17 protein-coding genes and 3 pseudogenes are annotated in these 13,807 nt (G+C 60.9%); 12 read left to right on the forward strand and 8 right to left on the reverse strand.

Annotated features, from left to right (window positions below):
* Positions 1-9 precede the first annotated feature (9 nt).
* The 4 genes from lpdA to lipA all read left to right on the forward strand — a co-directional run bounded on the left by lpdA (position 10) and on the right by lipA (position 3,114).
* Complete coding sequence (gene lpdA / locus HJB83_RS28285; RefSeq protein WP_221133046.1) at positions 10-1,455, forward strand: dihydrolipoyl dehydrogenase; 1,446 nt, start codon at positions 10-12, stop codon at positions 1,453-1,455.
* A gap of 114 nt (positions 1,456-1,569) precedes the next feature.
* Positions 1,570-1,824: a GlsB/YeaQ/YmgE family stress response membrane protein gene (locus tag HJB83_RS28290; RefSeq protein ID WP_003539329.1), complete on the forward strand. Its 255-nt coding sequence runs from the start codon at positions 1,570-1,572 to the stop codon at positions 1,822-1,824.
* 24 nt (positions 1,825-1,848) lie between these two features.
* The gene (locus HJB83_RS28295; protein WP_207584103.1) at positions 1,849-2,097 is read left to right on the forward strand and encodes a GlsB/YeaQ/YmgE family stress response membrane protein; all 249 of its coding nucleotides are present in this window, start codon (positions 1,849-1,851) and stop codon (positions 2,095-2,097) included.
* 45 nt (positions 2,098-2,142) lie between these two features.
* Positions 2,143-3,114, forward strand: a complete 972-nt coding sequence (gene lipA / locus HJB83_RS28300) for a lipoyl synthase (protein ID WP_221117263.1) — start codon at positions 2,143-2,145, stop codon at positions 3,112-3,114.
* Between the two features lie 9 nt (positions 3,115-3,123).
* Here lipA and HJB83_RS28305 read toward each other — a convergent pair whose 3' ends face one another.
* Positions 3,124-3,786, reverse strand: coding sequence for a class I SAM-dependent methyltransferase (locus HJB83_RS28305; protein ID WP_246762746.1), 663 nt, complete (start codon positions 3,784-3,786; stop codon positions 3,124-3,126).
* A gap of 150 nt (positions 3,787-3,936) precedes the next feature.
* On the opposite strand from HJB83_RS28305, the gene HJB83_RS28310 reads away from it, so the two are divergent.
* A complete protein-coding gene (locus HJB83_RS28310) occupies positions 3,937-4,497 on the forward strand; it encodes an AAA family ATPase (RefSeq protein ID WP_221133047.1) in 561 nt (186 codons plus the stop codon).
* A 26-nt stretch (positions 4,498-4,523) separates the two neighbouring features.
* Here the strand turns inward: HJB83_RS28310 and HJB83_RS28315 are convergent, their stop codons facing one another.
* Positions 4,524-4,970: a DUF1772 domain-containing protein gene (locus tag HJB83_RS28315; RefSeq protein ID WP_207584106.1), complete on the reverse strand. Its 447-nt coding sequence runs from the start codon at positions 4,968-4,970 to the stop codon at positions 4,524-4,526.
* Positions 4,971-4,994: 24 nt separating this feature from the next.
* Positions 4,995-5,359: pseudogene (locus HJB83_RS28320) on the reverse strand (antibiotic biosynthesis monooxygenase family protein).
* 96 nt (positions 5,360-5,455) lie between these two features.
* Between HJB83_RS28320 and HJB83_RS28325 the strand changes: the two are divergent.
* The 4 genes and pseudogenes from HJB83_RS28325 (at position 5,456) to HJB83_RS28335 (ending at position 7,031) form a co-directional block, all read left to right on the forward strand.
* Positions 5,456-5,932, forward strand: coding sequence for a MarR family winged helix-turn-helix transcriptional regulator (locus HJB83_RS28325; protein WP_207584107.1), 477 nt, complete (start codon positions 5,456-5,458; stop codon positions 5,930-5,932).
* Between the two features lie 144 nt (positions 5,933-6,076).
* A pseudogene (locus HJB83_RS34795) lies at positions 6,077-6,316 on the forward strand (cytochrome B); the annotation flags it as partial.
* A 181-nt stretch (positions 6,317-6,497) separates the two neighbouring features.
* Positions 6,498-6,569, forward strand: a pseudogene (locus HJB83_RS34360) (AAA family ATPase); the annotation flags it as partial.
* Positions 6,570-6,578: 9 nt separating this feature from the next.
* Positions 6,579-7,031, forward strand: a complete 453-nt coding sequence (locus HJB83_RS28335) for a type II toxin-antitoxin system RatA family toxin (RefSeq protein WP_207584108.1) — start codon at positions 6,579-6,581, stop codon at positions 7,029-7,031.
* 23 nt (positions 7,032-7,054) lie between these two features.
* Here the strand turns inward: HJB83_RS28335 and HJB83_RS28340 are convergent, their stop codons facing one another.
* Both HJB83_RS28340 and HJB83_RS28345 read right to left on the reverse strand, forming a co-directional pair.
* Positions 7,055-7,558, reverse strand: coding sequence for a CinA family protein (locus HJB83_RS28340; protein WP_207584109.1), 504 nt, complete (start codon positions 7,556-7,558; stop codon positions 7,055-7,057).
* A complete protein-coding gene (locus HJB83_RS28345; RefSeq protein ID WP_221133048.1) occupies positions 7,555-8,772 on the reverse strand; it encodes a bifunctional 2-C-methyl-D-erythritol 4-phosphate cytidylyltransferase/2-C-methyl-D-erythritol 2,4-cyclodiphosphate synthase in 1,218 nt (405 codons plus the stop codon). Before HJB83_RS28345 ends, HJB83_RS28340 begins: the two co-directional genes overlap by 4 nt.
* A 166-nt stretch (positions 8,773-8,938) precedes the next feature.
* On the opposite strand from HJB83_RS28345, the gene dusB reads away from it, so the two are divergent.
* Genes dusB through ntrC form a run of 3 tightly spaced genes read left to right on the forward strand, consistent with a single transcriptional unit; the run spans position 8,939 to position 12,533 of the window.
* A complete protein-coding gene (gene dusB, locus HJB83_RS28350) occupies positions 8,939-9,934 on the forward strand; it encodes a tRNA dihydrouridine synthase DusB (RefSeq protein ID WP_221133049.1) in 996 nt (331 codons plus the stop codon).
* Entirely contained in the window at positions 9,931-11,085 is a 1,155-nt protein-coding gene (locus HJB83_RS28355) for a nitrogen regulation protein NR(II) (RefSeq protein WP_207584112.1), read from the forward strand. The genes dusB and HJB83_RS28355 overlap by 4 nt, the downstream gene beginning before the upstream one ends.
* Entirely contained in the window at positions 11,082-12,533 is a 1,452-nt protein-coding gene (ntrC, locus tag HJB83_RS28360; RefSeq protein WP_207584113.1) for a nitrogen regulation protein NR(I), read from the forward strand. Before HJB83_RS28355 ends, ntrC begins: the two co-directional genes overlap by 4 nt.
* A gap of 147 nt (positions 12,534-12,680) precedes the next feature.
* Here ntrC and HJB83_RS28365 read toward each other — a convergent pair whose 3' ends face one another.
* From HJB83_RS28365 to HJB83_RS28375, 3 genes are all read right to left on the reverse strand, one after another.
* Positions 12,681-13,037, reverse strand: a complete 357-nt coding sequence (locus HJB83_RS28365; protein WP_207584114.1) for a TraR/DksA C4-type zinc finger protein — start codon at positions 13,035-13,037, stop codon at positions 12,681-12,683.
* 81 nt (positions 13,038-13,118) lie between these two features.
* Positions 13,119-13,259: a hypothetical protein gene (locus tag HJB83_RS28370; RefSeq protein ID WP_221150348.1), complete on the reverse strand. Its 141-nt coding sequence runs from the start codon at positions 13,257-13,259 to the stop codon at positions 13,119-13,121.
* Between the two features lie 59 nt (positions 13,260-13,318).
* A complete protein-coding gene (locus tag HJB83_RS28375) occupies positions 13,319-13,702 on the reverse strand; it encodes an EF-hand domain-containing protein (RefSeq protein WP_405048960.1) in 384 nt (127 codons plus the stop codon).
* Positions 13,703-13,807: the final 105 nt, after the last annotated feature.

Raw genomic sequence — 13,807 nt, forward strand, 5'->3', positions numbered from 1 at the left:
AGGAAACACATGGCTGAATCCTACGACGTCATCATCATCGGCTCCGGCCCCGGCGGCTATGTCGCCGCCATTCGCGCCAGCCAGCTCGGCCTCAAGACCGCGATTGTCGAGCGCGAGCATATGGGCGGCATCTGCCTGAACTGGGGCTGCATACCCACAAAGGCGCTGCTGCGCTCGGCCGAGGTGCTCGACCATGCTAATCACTTCAAGGATTACGGTCTCGTTCTCGAAGGCACGGTCAAGCCGGATGCCAAGGCCGTCGTCGGCCGCTCGCGCGCCGTCTCCGCCCGTCTCAATGCCGGCGTCGGCTTCCTGATGAAAAAGAACAAGATCGACATCATCTGGGGCGAGGGCAAGATCACCAAGCCTGGCGAGATCGTCGTCGGCAAGTCGTCGAAGCCCGCCGTCGAGCCGCAGCACCCGCTGCCGAAGAACGTCAAGGGCGAGGGCACCTATACCGCCAAGCATATCATCATCGCCACCGGCGCCCGCCCGCGCGCGCTGCCCGGCATCGAGCCTGATGGTAAACTGATCTGGACCTATTTCGAGGCGCTGAAGCCGGATGCACTGCCGAAGTCGCTGATCGTCATGGGTTCGGGCGCGATCGGTATCGAATTCGCAAGCTTCTATCGCTCGATGGGCGTCGGCGTGACCGTTGTCGAAGTCATGCCGACCATCATGCCGGTCGAGGATGCCGAGATTACCGCCATCGCCCGCAAACAGCTTGAAAAGCGCGGCCTCAAGATCTTCACCAGCGCCAAGGTCACCAAGGTCGAGAAAGGTGCGGGCAGCATCACCGCGCATGTCGAGACCGCAGACGGCAAGGTCCAGCAAATCACTGCCGACCGGCTGATTTCGGCCGTCGGCGTTCAGGGCAACATCGAAAACCTCGGCCTCGAGGCGCTCGGCGTCAAGACCGACCGCGGCTGCGTCGTCATCGACGGTTACGGCAAGACCAGTGTCGCCGGCATCTATGCGATCGGCGATGTCGCCGGCCCGCCGATGCTGGCGCACAAGGCCGAGCATGAGGGCGTGGTCTGCGTCGAAAAGATCGCCGGCCTGCCGAACGTTCATCCCACTGATAAGGGCAAGGTCCCGGGCTGCACCTATTGCAATCCGCAGGTCGCCTCCGTCGGCATCACCGAAGCCAAGGCCAAGGAACAGGGCGGCGACATCCGCGTCGGCCGCTTCTCCTTCGCGGCGAACGGCAAGGCGATCGCGCTCGGCGAAGACCAGGGCATGGTGAAGGTGATCTTCGACAACAAGACCGGTGAGCTGCTCGGCGCCCACATGGTCGGCGCTGAAGTCACCGAGCTCATCCAGGGCTTCGTCGTCGCGATGAACCTCGAAACGACCGAGGAAGAACTGATGCACACCATCTTCCCGCATCCCACCGTTTCCGAAACGATGAAGGAAGCGGTGCTCGATGCCTATGGCCGTGTGCTGAACGCTTGATAATTTCCAGGGCCGCCCTTTATCTCAGGGCGGCAAAGCCGTCCCGCCGGGTGGCCAAAACCATCCCCGTCGTGGCTTATTCCTCCGGGGTGGAAAAAACGAAAGGCAATTATCATGTCTATGGAGACGCAGGCGTTGCTGGTGTTTTTGCTGATCGGCCTCGTTGCAGGCTTCCTCGCAAGTCTGGTCGTCGGTGGCGGCGGCTTGATAAGATGCCTGCTGAGCGGCATCATCGGCGCCTTCGTCGGCGGTTACCTGTTCAGCGCGCTCGGCATTTCGCTGGGCATTGAAAACGCGCTGGTGGTGCAGATCATCCACGCCACCGTCGGCGCCATCATCGTGGTGCTGATCGCCAGAGCGGTCGCTTGAGGCGCAACTGAAGGGCAGGGCAGAATGGAAAGTGTCGGCTGGATTTCGGCAATCATCATCGGCGGACTTGCGGGCTGGCTCGCCGGCAAGCTGATGGAAGCGCGATACGGGATTTTCCTGAACATCGTGCTCGGCATCGTCGGTTCGGTCGTCGCCAGCGCCGTGCTCGCGCAGTTTGATGTCGAAGTGGTCGGTGGGCGGCTCGGTTACTTCGTGACGGGTTTCCTCGGCGCCTGCCTGCTGATATTCCTGGCGCGGCTCGTGCGGCGCTAGATCCGGATGATTTGCCGCAAGGAGCGGTAGAAAGCTGATACTGCAATGGTGACCATTCTCGACACGATCAATCCTGACGCCAAGCGCGTGCGCCATCCCGAAAAGGCGCATCGGCCCGATACGGAAGTCATGCGCAAGCCGGACTGGATCCGCGTCAAGGCGCCGACCTCCAAGGGGTATGCCGAGACGCGCGCGATCGTGAAGGAGCACAAGCTCGTCACCGTCTGCGAAGAGGCCGGCTGCCCGAATATCGGCGAGTGCTGGGACAAGAAGCACGCCACTTTCATGATCATGGGCGAGATCTGTACTCGCGCCTGCGCCTTCTGCAACGTCGCCACCGGCAAGCCGAACGCGCTCGATATGGCCGAGCCGGAGAATGTCGCCAAGGCGGTCAAGGAGATGGGCCTATCCCACGTCGTCATCACCTCGGTCGACCGTGACGACCTGGAGGACGGCGGCGCCGAACACTTCGAAAAGGTGATCTGGGCGATCCGCGCAGCCTCGCCGATGACGACGATCGAGATCCTGACGCCGGATTTCCTGAAGAAGCCTGGTGCGCTGGAACGCGTCGTCGCCGCCAAGCCTGACGTTTTCAACCACAATATGGAAACGGTGCCCGGCAACTATCTGACGGTTCGCCCCGGCGCGCGCTATTTCCATTCGGTCCGCCTGCTGCAGCGGGTGAAGGAACTCGATCCCACCATGTTCACCAAATCGGGCATCATGGTCGGCCTCGGCGAGGAGCGCAACGAAGTGCTGCAGCTGATGGACGATCTGCGCACCGCCGACGTCGATTTCCTGACGATCGGCCAGTACCTGCAGCCGACCCGCAAACATCACAGGGTCGAAAGCTTCGTCACTCCAGACGAGTTCAAGTCTTATGAGACCGTCGCCTACAGCAAGGGCTTCCTGATGGTCGCCTCCAGCCCGCTGACCCGCTCCTCCCACCATGCCGGCGACGATTTCGCCCGGCTGAGAGCGGCGCGCGAAAAGAAGCTGCTGATCGCCGCCGAGTAAGAGCCGGCCTCAGGGTCGGCGTATCGCCCATTGCAGCGCGGGGTAGCTGCCGATCATCTGGAACGCGCCAACCCCGACTGCCTCGCGAACGGCGACAGCTACGCCGCTGTGGGTATGCCCGAGAGTGTCGTGCCAATCGTCACCGGCGACAATACCGCCCGGTTTTACCTTACGCCTCAGCACTTTGAGCTCCTCGGCCGTGCCAGCATAGGAATGCGAAGAATCCAGATAGACCCAGTCAAGATGGTCGTCGGGAAGCTGCTCAAGGAAGGGTACTGAATAGGCCACATGCACCGATACGCTTGCGCCATGCGCATTCTTTTTGATACGTCGCGAAGCCACATCGTGGGCACGCCTAGTCGATAACCGGCCATTGGCGGTATAAATGCCCCAGTCCGGATAGCGATTTCCGAAAATCAACCACCAAGGGTCGACGAAATAGGCGGACTTCGGTCTGGCCCGGTCGAGCAGAATGGTCGAGAACAATCCGGTGAACACGCCAAGCTCAGCGCCGACACCACCCTTAGGAAGCAAATCACAGAGGAATTGTCTGCTCTTCAATCGGTGGTCGAACAAAAATTCGGACTGTAGAAATTTATAGTCTAGAGGTGTGTTCCCGGCAAAAAGTATATCTTTTGCATTTGTGATGAAATGTTCTGTCAAAAAGCTCATGTGCGCCACCACCCATAATTGGGTGCCCCACATATAGGTTCAGCAGTCCGGTCTGGCAAGCAATCTTATTGGAGCGTGCCATAACTATACTATATCGGCAAGATTAAGGATCGTCAGGGCAATCACCCGGTGGAACAGAAATCGAAATCCATGCCAATCCATGTCGTTGATCCGGATCGTCCGGCGGAAATCGTCAGAAGCGCCGACCGTATCCTGGTGATCGGCTGCCCCGGCAGCGGCAAGAGCACGCTCGCAAAGCGGCTTTCGCGAGCCCTCGACCTTGGCTACATCTCCATGGACCGCGACTTCTATTGGCTGCCCGGCTGGAGAAAGAGGCCGCGCGACGAGATCGACCGCCTGATCGCCACTGCCGCGGCGGCGGAACGCTGGATCATGGATGGGACCGGCCTCAGCTCCTTCCATCTCCGCCTGCCACGCGCCGATGCGGTCATTTGGCTTCGCCCGCCAAGATATGCATGCCTCTACGGTATCGTCTCAAGAGCGTTTCGTTATTTTGGGCGCAACCGTCCCGAACTGCCCGCCGGATGCCCTGAACGCCTCTCGCTGGATGCTCTCACCTATATCTGGAATTTCGAGCGGGATGCGGTCCCCTTGATCGAGGCCGCCCTTCGGGACTATGGGCTTGCAAATTCCACTGTTGTCATAAGATCACGCGAAGCGGCTAGCCGGCTCGCCGCTACTAGTGCTTAGGAACGTGACCGCATGAGCGTTTCCTTTCACCGGCTGATGGCCCACACTCCGAGCGAAGAGGCAGCAAAGGCGAGGGCGATGCGGAAGTTGTGAACGAACAGCCAGGTGTCGAGCTTCGCCGAAACCTGGTCGGCGGCCACCGCCTTCGCGCCGAAAGCGTCGTTGCTAGGCACAAAATAGGCCATCGTCAGCACGAGAATAGCGGCGATACAGCCCGCCTCGGCAAGCCAGAGGTTGCGCGTTGCCGCATTGCTCCAGTCGATCCAGAGCATGCCGGCCACCCCGATCAGCGTTGGGATCACGACGAGTGGAATGGCGCGTTGGATAAAGCCGCCATACCTGCCGAACGAGTCAAGGAAATCGGCGGGAGGCAGGCTCTTCCAGTGTCCGCCAAGGATGATGCCGATGGCGAGCATGACGCCCCCGAACCCCGCAGGACCGGCGATTGCCATGATTTTGAACAGCAGTGACATGTGGTAGCTTCCTTCTAATGATGCTCAAGCTGTGCAGATGCCGGCTACGGCGATCTTCTGAAACAGGTGCGGCCTTGCAACCGCGGATGCCGGATACGCGACGACCTGGGCGCGGAAGTCGGGATGATTGAACGCAGCGCGGAATGCTTCATTCGATTCCCACACCGCATAGTTCAGATAAGCCATGCTCTGGCCGAGCGATGGAGCTGCGTCGAGATGAAGCCGGGCTATCGCTTCATAAAATCAGCGTCACGGCTCCAGACTTCGAGGAAGCGCGACTCATCAGCGGGGTCGAGCGTGACGAGATTGATCAGCACGACCGGGGCTGCATCGACATCGAGCTGGCGCTGGATCGGAAAATTCTCGTCAAGTGGTTGCATATGCGTCATTTAAGACTCCTTCATATTGGTATAATGATGTCAATCTGGTGTGATGCATACATATTAACTTGGCATGATGATGTCAATAACGACATATGGTGACAGATGGATGAAGCGACGCGAACCCCGATAGGCGAGGCCTTGACGGATCTGATCCTTTCGATGTTTCGGGTGAACAACTTGACCTTGATCTGGGGAGACCGACTAGTTGCGCCCTACGGGCTGACCAGCGCACGCTGGCAGATATTGGGGGCGATCGTGCATGCCGATCGGCCGCAGCCGGTGGCATGGCTCGCCCGGGACCTCGGTGCCAACCGCCAGAACGTGCAGCGCATCGTCAATGATCTGTACGGAGAAGGGCTGGTCGAATTCGAACCCAACCCGCATCACCGGCGGGCGCAACTCGTCGTGCTGACCGGGAAAGGACAGCAAGCTTACGATGCCGCGATCGCTGCCTACAATCCGCGCGTCAACGCCATGGCCGGAGGACTTTCACTTGCCGAAATCCAAACCGCGCATCGCGTTATGATGACGCTGCGGCACAGTCTCGAAGGAGAAATCGGTGCGGAAAAGCACGACTGATCGTTACGGCACAATCGCCGTCACCATGCATTGGCTGACCGCGATAGTCTTGCTCGTTGCCCTTGTCTCCGGTTTCCGAGCCGGAAATGCCGTCGAGCCGCTCGCAAAGGCGGCGCTTCTCCGCGTGCATATCCAGCAGCGATCATGGTTCTTTTGCTGACCGTGTGTCGCATCGCCTGGTGGTCGCTTTTCGATAAGAAACCGCTGCGAGCGAAGGGGGCACCCTCGTGGCAAGAGCGGTTGGCGCGCGTTGTTCATCTTGTCCTCTATGTCGTCATCCTCGGCATGATCGCGAGCGGTTTCGGCATGATCGCGCTGAGCGGCGCGGTGCAAGCCATATTCGGAGCTGGCACGGAATTGCCGGACTTCCACCTCTATTCACCGCGCCTGCCACATGGGCTTGGGGCCAATCTACTGCTCGCGCTGCTCTTCACCCATGTTGGGCGGCACTATTCCATCAGTTCATCCGCAGCGACGGGTTGCTCTGGCGCATGTGGTATGGGCGCTGAGAACGAAACTAGGCATCCCGGAACCGCGCTTGCGACGAGAAAGTCGCACCGCTGGCATGCCAATTCTTCAGCTAAAATCCCGTCGTCAGATGCGCGAGCTTCTTGATCTTCTCGGCCGGCCCGCTTAATTGCCGCCTATGCCGCAATTCGAAACGCACCGTCCCGTCCCGCACACACCCGAACAGATGTTTGACCTCGTTGCCGATGTCGAGCGCTATCCGGAATTTCTGCCGCTCTGCGAAGCCCTGGCCATCAGGAGCCGCAAGGAGCGCGACGGCAAGATCCTGCTCGTCGCCGATATGACGGTCGGGTACAAGGCGATCCGCGAGACCTTCACGACCCAGGTGCTGCTGAACCGGGCCGAGCACGTTATCGAGGTCAAATATATCGATGGTCCGTTCAGATATCTCGACAATCGCTGGCATTTCGCCGAGACGCTGACCGGCGGCTGCACCGTCGATTTCTTCATCGACTACGAGTTCAAGAGCCGCATCCTCGGGGCGTTGATGGGCTCGATGTTCGACCGCGCCTTCCGCATGTTCACCGAAGCCTTCGAGACCAGGGCAAACCGGATCTACACGACGGCCTGACGCGGCGACCGTCGAAGGTGTCGTCAGCCGGCGAGGAGCGAGTGCACCATTTCCAGCGCCGTCCGGACGGTTGCCAGCCGAACCTCGCTGCGGCCGATATCGCCATAGAGCATCTTTCGATGGATGAGCGCGCCGGCGCGTGACTTGGCGGCGAGATGCACGAGGCCGACGGGTTTTTCGGGCGATCCGCCGCCAGGGCCGGCAATGCCGGTGACGGCAATGGCGATTGCGGCGCGCGAGCGGAAGAGGGCGCCATGCACCATCTGCCGCGCCGTTTCCTCCGACACCGCCCCGAAGCGCAGCAGCGTTTCCGCTTGCACGCCGAGCAATTCGATCTTCGCGGTATTGGTATAGGTCACAAAGCCGCGGTCGACGACGGCCGAGGAGCCCGATATCTCGGTCAGCGCGCCGGCGATCAATCCGCCAGTGCAGGATTCGGCGGTCGAGATCACCAGCCCGGCGGTGGTGAAGTCACGGATGATCGTCTCCGCCGCCGACAGAATATCCTGAGGAAAAAGGCTCATCATTTCCTCCCGCGATAGACGACGGTCGCCGTGGCGATCGCCGCGATGCCTTCGCGCCGGCCGACGAAGCCGATCGTCTCGTTGGTGGTCGCCTTGACCGAGCAGCGCTCGATATCGATACCGAGATAATCCGACAGTTTCGCCCGCATGGCTTGGCGATGCGGGCCGACCTTCGGCGCCTCGGCGATCAGCGAGACGTCGGCATTCATGATCGTGCCGCCGTGATCGCGCACGATCCGGGCGGCATGCTCGATGAAGATCCGCGACGCCGCGCCCTTCCATTGCGGGTCGGATGGCGGGAAATGATCGCCGATATCGCCGGCGCCGCAGGTGGCAAGCAGCGCGTCCGTCAGCGCATGCAGCGCGACGTCGGCATCGGAATGTCCTTTAAGCTTCTGGTCATGCGGAATGAACACACCGCAGAGCGTCACGCCATCGCCTGCTTCAAGCTGGTGCACGTCGTACCCATTGCCTGTGCGCACATCGGGAAGCGGTGACGTCGACAGCTTGTCGTCGGCCATGGCGATATCCTTCTTCACCGTCAGCTTGACGTTATCGGGCGTGCCCTCGACGATCGTCACCGGAATGCCCAGCCATTCGGCGATAGAGGCATCGTCGGTGAAATCGCTTCGCCCGCTCGCCGCCGCCTTTTCATGCGCGTCAAGGATCGTTTCGAAAGCGAAGGACTGTGGCGTCTGCGCCGCGTAGAGGTGCTCGCGCGAAACGGTCGTCAGCACGGTGCCGGCGCTGTCGGCGCGTTTCAGCGTGTCGGTGACCGGGATCGCCGGCAGCACCGCCTGCGCGCCGTCGCCGAGGCTCTCGGTAATGCGGTCGAGAAGCACGTGGTCGAAGAACGGCCGCACGGCATCGTGGATCAGCACATGGCTGATTTGCTTGTCCTTGAGATATCTGAGACCGGCCAGCACGGATTGCTGCCGGGTCGCGCCGCCATGCACCGTTTCGATCGGTGTTGCCGAGATGATGTGGCGAAAGGCTCTGGCAAACAGCGCCTCGTCATCGGGATGAATGACGACGACGATCTCGGTCGCCGCTTCCCATGTCATGAAGTTTTCAAGCGTATGCACGATAACCGGCTTGCCGCCGATCATGCGATATTGCTTGGGGCCTTCCTTTGAGGAGCCTGCACGCTCGCCGCGGCCGGCGGCAACGATGACAATTCCAGCCGATATCGGTTGCTTAGAAGGCATTTGCAGCATAAATCCCCTAAAATATGCGGAATTGACCCGAGTGCTCTAACGTCTTGCTTTGGCCTTTTCCAGCATCTGCCCGAAAAATATCGATTTCGATCCCAGCCCCCTTGGCAAGCCGGGGAACAATGGCTAAAAATCATGCAGTTCCACAGCATGCCCGAAAGATAATCATTTGATTTCCAAGGACCTCGCAGCGCCTTTCCGAGTAGGACCCGTCTCCGTGCGGAACCGCGTCGTGCTGGCGCCGATGTCCGGCGTCACGGACATGCCCTTCCGCGAGCTCGCCTGGCGCTTCGGTGCCGGCCTCGTCGTCACCGAAATGGTGGCAAGCCGCGAACTGGTCAACGACACCGCCGAATCCTGGTCGCGGCTGCGGGCCACGGGCTTCCGGCCGCATATGGTGCAGCTCGCTGGCCGCGAAGCGCACTGGATGGCTGAGGCGGCGAAGATCGCTGCCGATCACGGCGCCGATATCATCGACATCAACATGGGCTGCCCGGCGAAGAAGGTGATCGGCGGTTATTCCGGCTCGGCGCTGATGCGCGATCCCGATCATGCGCTCGGCCTCATCGAGGCGACGGTTAGGGCCGTCGACATTCCGGTGACGCTGAAGATGCGCCTCGGCTGGGATGAAAATTCCATCAACGCGCCCGACATCGCGCGCCGCGCCGAGGCGGCCGGCATCCGGCTGGTGACCATTCATGGGCGCACCCGCATGCAATTTTATGAAGGCCGTGCTGATTGGGATGCGATCCGCGCCGTCCGCGAGGCGATCTCCATTCCGCTGATCGCCAATGGCGATGTCGAAACTGCAGAGGACGCGCAGGAAATATTGCGCCGCTCCGGTGCCGATGCCGTCATGATCGGCAGGGGCTGTCAAGGCAGGCCGTGGCATGCCGGCGTTATCGCCGGTGGCGCCGAGCCGCACCGGCAGGAGATCGCCGATGTCGCCGTCGAACATTACGCGATGATGCTCGATTTCTACGGCGAGGCGGTGGGGATCCGCCATGCCCGCAAGCATCTCGGCTGGTATCTCCAGCGTTTCGCCGCTGATCTCACCGGTGGCGAAAAGGCAGCGATCATGACCTCACGAGATCCGCGCGAGGTGGCCGCGCGCCTTTACGAGGCGCTGGCATCAACTGTTGTCGACAGCCGGGAGGCGGCATGACGAAGGATATGACTTCTCCGCCCGATCACGCCGGCGGGACCGTCGCCATGGCCGTGCTCAACGCCATCCAGAACCCCGTCGTCATGGTCGACGAATCCGGTTTCGTCGTTTTCGCCAATTGGGAGGCGGAGGCCTTCTTCGGTGCCAGCGCCCCGCATCTGGCGCGTTACCGCATCTCGACCTTCATTCCCTTCGGCAGCCCGCTGCTTGCCCTGATTGACCAGGTGCGCGAGCGCAAGGCCCCGGTCAACGAATATCGCGTCGACCTGAGTTCGCCGCGCCTCGGCCAGGACAAGCTCGTCGATCTCTATGTCGCCCCGGTGCTCAGCGAACCCGGCGCCGTCGTCATCGTCTTTCAGGAACGCTCAATGGCCGACAAGATCGACCGGCAGCTGACGCATCGCGCCGCTGCTCGATCGGTGACCGGTCTCGCCTCGATGCTGGCGCATGAAATCAAGAATCCGCTCTCCGGCATTCGTGGTGCTGCCCAGCTGCTCGAACAGTCTGCGGTCGACGAAGACCGGGCGCTGACCCGGCTGATCTGCGACGAGACCGACCGCATCGTCTCGCTGGTCGATCGCATGGAAGTCTTTTCCGACGAACGCCCCGTCGACCGCATGCCGGTCAACATCCATTCCGTGCTCGATCATGTGAAGGCCGTTGCCAAGGCCGGTTTTGCCCGCAACATCCGCGTCACCGAGAGCTACGACCCGTCGCTGCCGGCGGTCTATGCCAATCGCGACCAGCTCGTCCAAGTCTTCCTCAATCTCGTCAAGAACGCCGCCGAAGCGGTCGGTGATCGGCCGGAAGGCGAGATCATGTTGACGACGGCCTATCGGCCCGGCATCCGTCTCTCGGTTGCCGGCACGCGCGAAAAGATCTCGCTGCCGCTGGAATTCTGCGTTCACGACAATGGCCCCGGCGTTCCTGCCGATCTGTTGCCGCATCTCTTCGATCCCTTCATCACCACCAAGCCGAACGGCAGCGGCCTCGGCTTAGCGCTCGTCGCCAAGATCATCGGCAATCATGGCGGCATCATCGAATGCGACAGCCAGAACAGCCGCACGACATTCCGCGTTCTCATGCCGGCGTCCAAGGACGCTTCGCTCGAGGACGCCTCTATAGCAAGCTCGACAGGACCTTCTCGATGACAGCTACGATCCTCGTTGCAGATGATGATGCGGCCATCCGGACCGTGCTCAACCAGGCTTTGAGCCGCGCCGGCTATGACGTCCGCATCACCTCCAACGCCGCTACCCTCTGGCGCTGGATTTCGGCGGGTGAGGGCGATCTGGTCGTCACCGATGTGGTGATGCCGGACGAAAACGCCTTCGACCTGCTGCCGCGCATCAAGAAGGCGCGTCCCGACCTGCCCGTTCTTGTCATGAGCGCGCAGAACACCTTCATGACCGCCATCAAGGCCTCGGAAAAGGGCGCTTACGACTATCTGCCGAAGCCCTTCGATCTCACCGAGCTGATCGGCATCATCGGCCGTGCGCTCTCCGAGCCGAAGCGCAAGCCGGCCAAGCTCGAAGACGATATGCAGGACGGCATGCCGCTCGTCGGCCGTTCGGCGGCGATGCAGGAAATCTATCGCGTTCTCGCCCGCCTGATGCAGACGGACCTGACGCTGATGATCACCGGCGAATCCGGCACCGGCAAGGAGCTCGTCGCCCGCGCCCTGCATGACTACGGCAAGCGCCGCAACGGCCCGTTCGTGGCGATCAACATGGCGGCGATCCCGCGTGACCTGATCGAATCGGAACTGTTCGGCCATGAGAAGGGCGCCTTCACCGGTGCGCAGACCCGCTCGACCGGCCGCTTCGAGCAGGCCGAAGGTGGCACGCTCTTCCTCGACGAAATCGGTGACATGCCGATGGACGCCCAGACGCGGCTTCTGCGCGTGCTGCAGCAGGGCGAATACACCACCGTCGGCGGCCGCACGCCGATCCGCACCGACGTGCGCATCGTCGCCGCCACCAATAAGGACCTGAAGCAGGCGATTAATCAGGGCCTGTTCCGCGAGGACCTCTATTACCGCCTCAATGTCGTGCCGCTGCGCCTGCCGCCGCTGCGCGATCGCGCCGAGGACATTCCCGATCTCGTGCGCCATTTCATCCAGCAGGCCGAAAAGGAAGGTCTTGGCTCCAAGCGCTTCGATCAGGAAGCGCTGGAACTGATGAAGGCCTATGCCTGGCCGGGCAATGTCCGCGAACTGGAAAATCTCATCCGCCGTCTGGTGGCGCTCTATCCGCAGGATGTCATCACCCGCGAGATCATCGACGCCGAGTTGCGCTCCGATGTGCCCGACAGCCCGATCGACAAGGGTCCGATCCGCAACGGCTCGATGACGATCGCCCAGGCCGTCGAGGAGAACATGCGCACCTATTTCTCAGGCTTCGGTGAAAACCTGCCGCCGCCCGGCCTCTATGACCGCGTGCTGACGGAAATGGAATATCCGCTGATCCTCGCCGCGCTCACGGCAACGCGCGGCAACCAGATCAAAGCAGCCGATCTTCTCGGTCTCAACCGCAATACCTTGCGCAAGAAGATCAGGGAGCTGGGTGTCTCGGTCTACAGAAGTTCCCGCACCGCCTGAGCGTGTTCGGGCTTGCGCGGTACTACGGAGGGATGTCGAACGCATCCTCCCGGTCGCGATGACGCTCATGAATTGCTCATCGGCGCACGCGCCGGCTGAGCTGGCCCGGTATCAGATAGCGCTTCATGAACATGGTGACCTTGCAACTCAGGCTTCAAACGACTGAGCGCAAGACTGACAGAAAGGTGTGTGGGGGACTGCGCCAAGCCTCTTCTCGCCGACCGGCATGCTGCATTTCACACATGTGCCAAAAGTTCCGGCTTCAATCCGGTCCAACGCCGCTTGGACGGCGAGGAGCTCCTTTTGTCCAGCCTCGCCGAGTTCTTCCAGGACTTCATCGTTATTTCGCTCTGTGGCACGATCATTATCGTCAGGATTCCGAGGCTCTTCGAAATCATGCTCGATCGCTTGCAGGCGGGTTTCCAGCTCGCGCCGGCGTTGGTCAAGGATCGCCTTGTACTTTTCGATATGCTGCCTCGTTTGCGAGGAGGACTGCTTCTGCATGATCGCTCTCCAGCCGGCCTTTTGTTCGCGACCGACACCGTGTTTTACTGGGAATTTCGCCCCTGACGGGAAGCGGCAAAGCTAGGCGTGTAGGGCGTCCGTCGGATTGATCCGAATCAAGGTAGCTTTCGATCCGCGAGTGCCGATGAGAGCGGATTTCGTCCTGCCGACCGCATCTTCGAAACGGGTCGCCAACAGGGTTCTATCGAACGTGTAGGTCATGAGAAGTCTCCTTTGGGCGGTGGCTCCCATGCAACGGCCGTCAAATGCCGGGCCTCCAATCACCTGTCCTGCATAAACGCCTGCATTTCCTCAGGCGTAACCTTGCCGTCATTGCTTGCGTCAACCGCGTCGAAGACGCGTTTATGGATCGCGGTCAACTCTTCGAAAGAAATTGCGCCGTCCCCATCACTATCAGCGATGGCAAACATGATCTTCACCATATGACCGCTCATTGGCCCCATCATGCGCATTCCTGGGGACATGCCAGATGGCATCATGTTGCGGCCCATCATGCCTGGCATCATTTCCGATCCGTCCGCCTCGGGTTTAGCCTCAGACTGGGCCGGGTCTGGACTTTTCGTCTGGGCGGAGGCGATGCCCATGGCACCGACGGCACCGAGCAAGGCCAGCAGAGTGATCGTTGGCAGTCTGAACATGGACATCCTGACTCTCCTCTTTGAGTGTTGTCCTCCACGAGTTGGAGCGTCCTTTGAAGATACGACGCACACAGGGTTCAAACATTGCGCTGGATCAAACCACTTGCATGG

The sequence above is a fragment of the Rhizobium sp. NZLR11 genome (assembly GCF_019685115.1).
Lineage (GTDB): Bacteria > Pseudomonadota > Alphaproteobacteria > Rhizobiales > Rhizobiaceae > Rhizobium.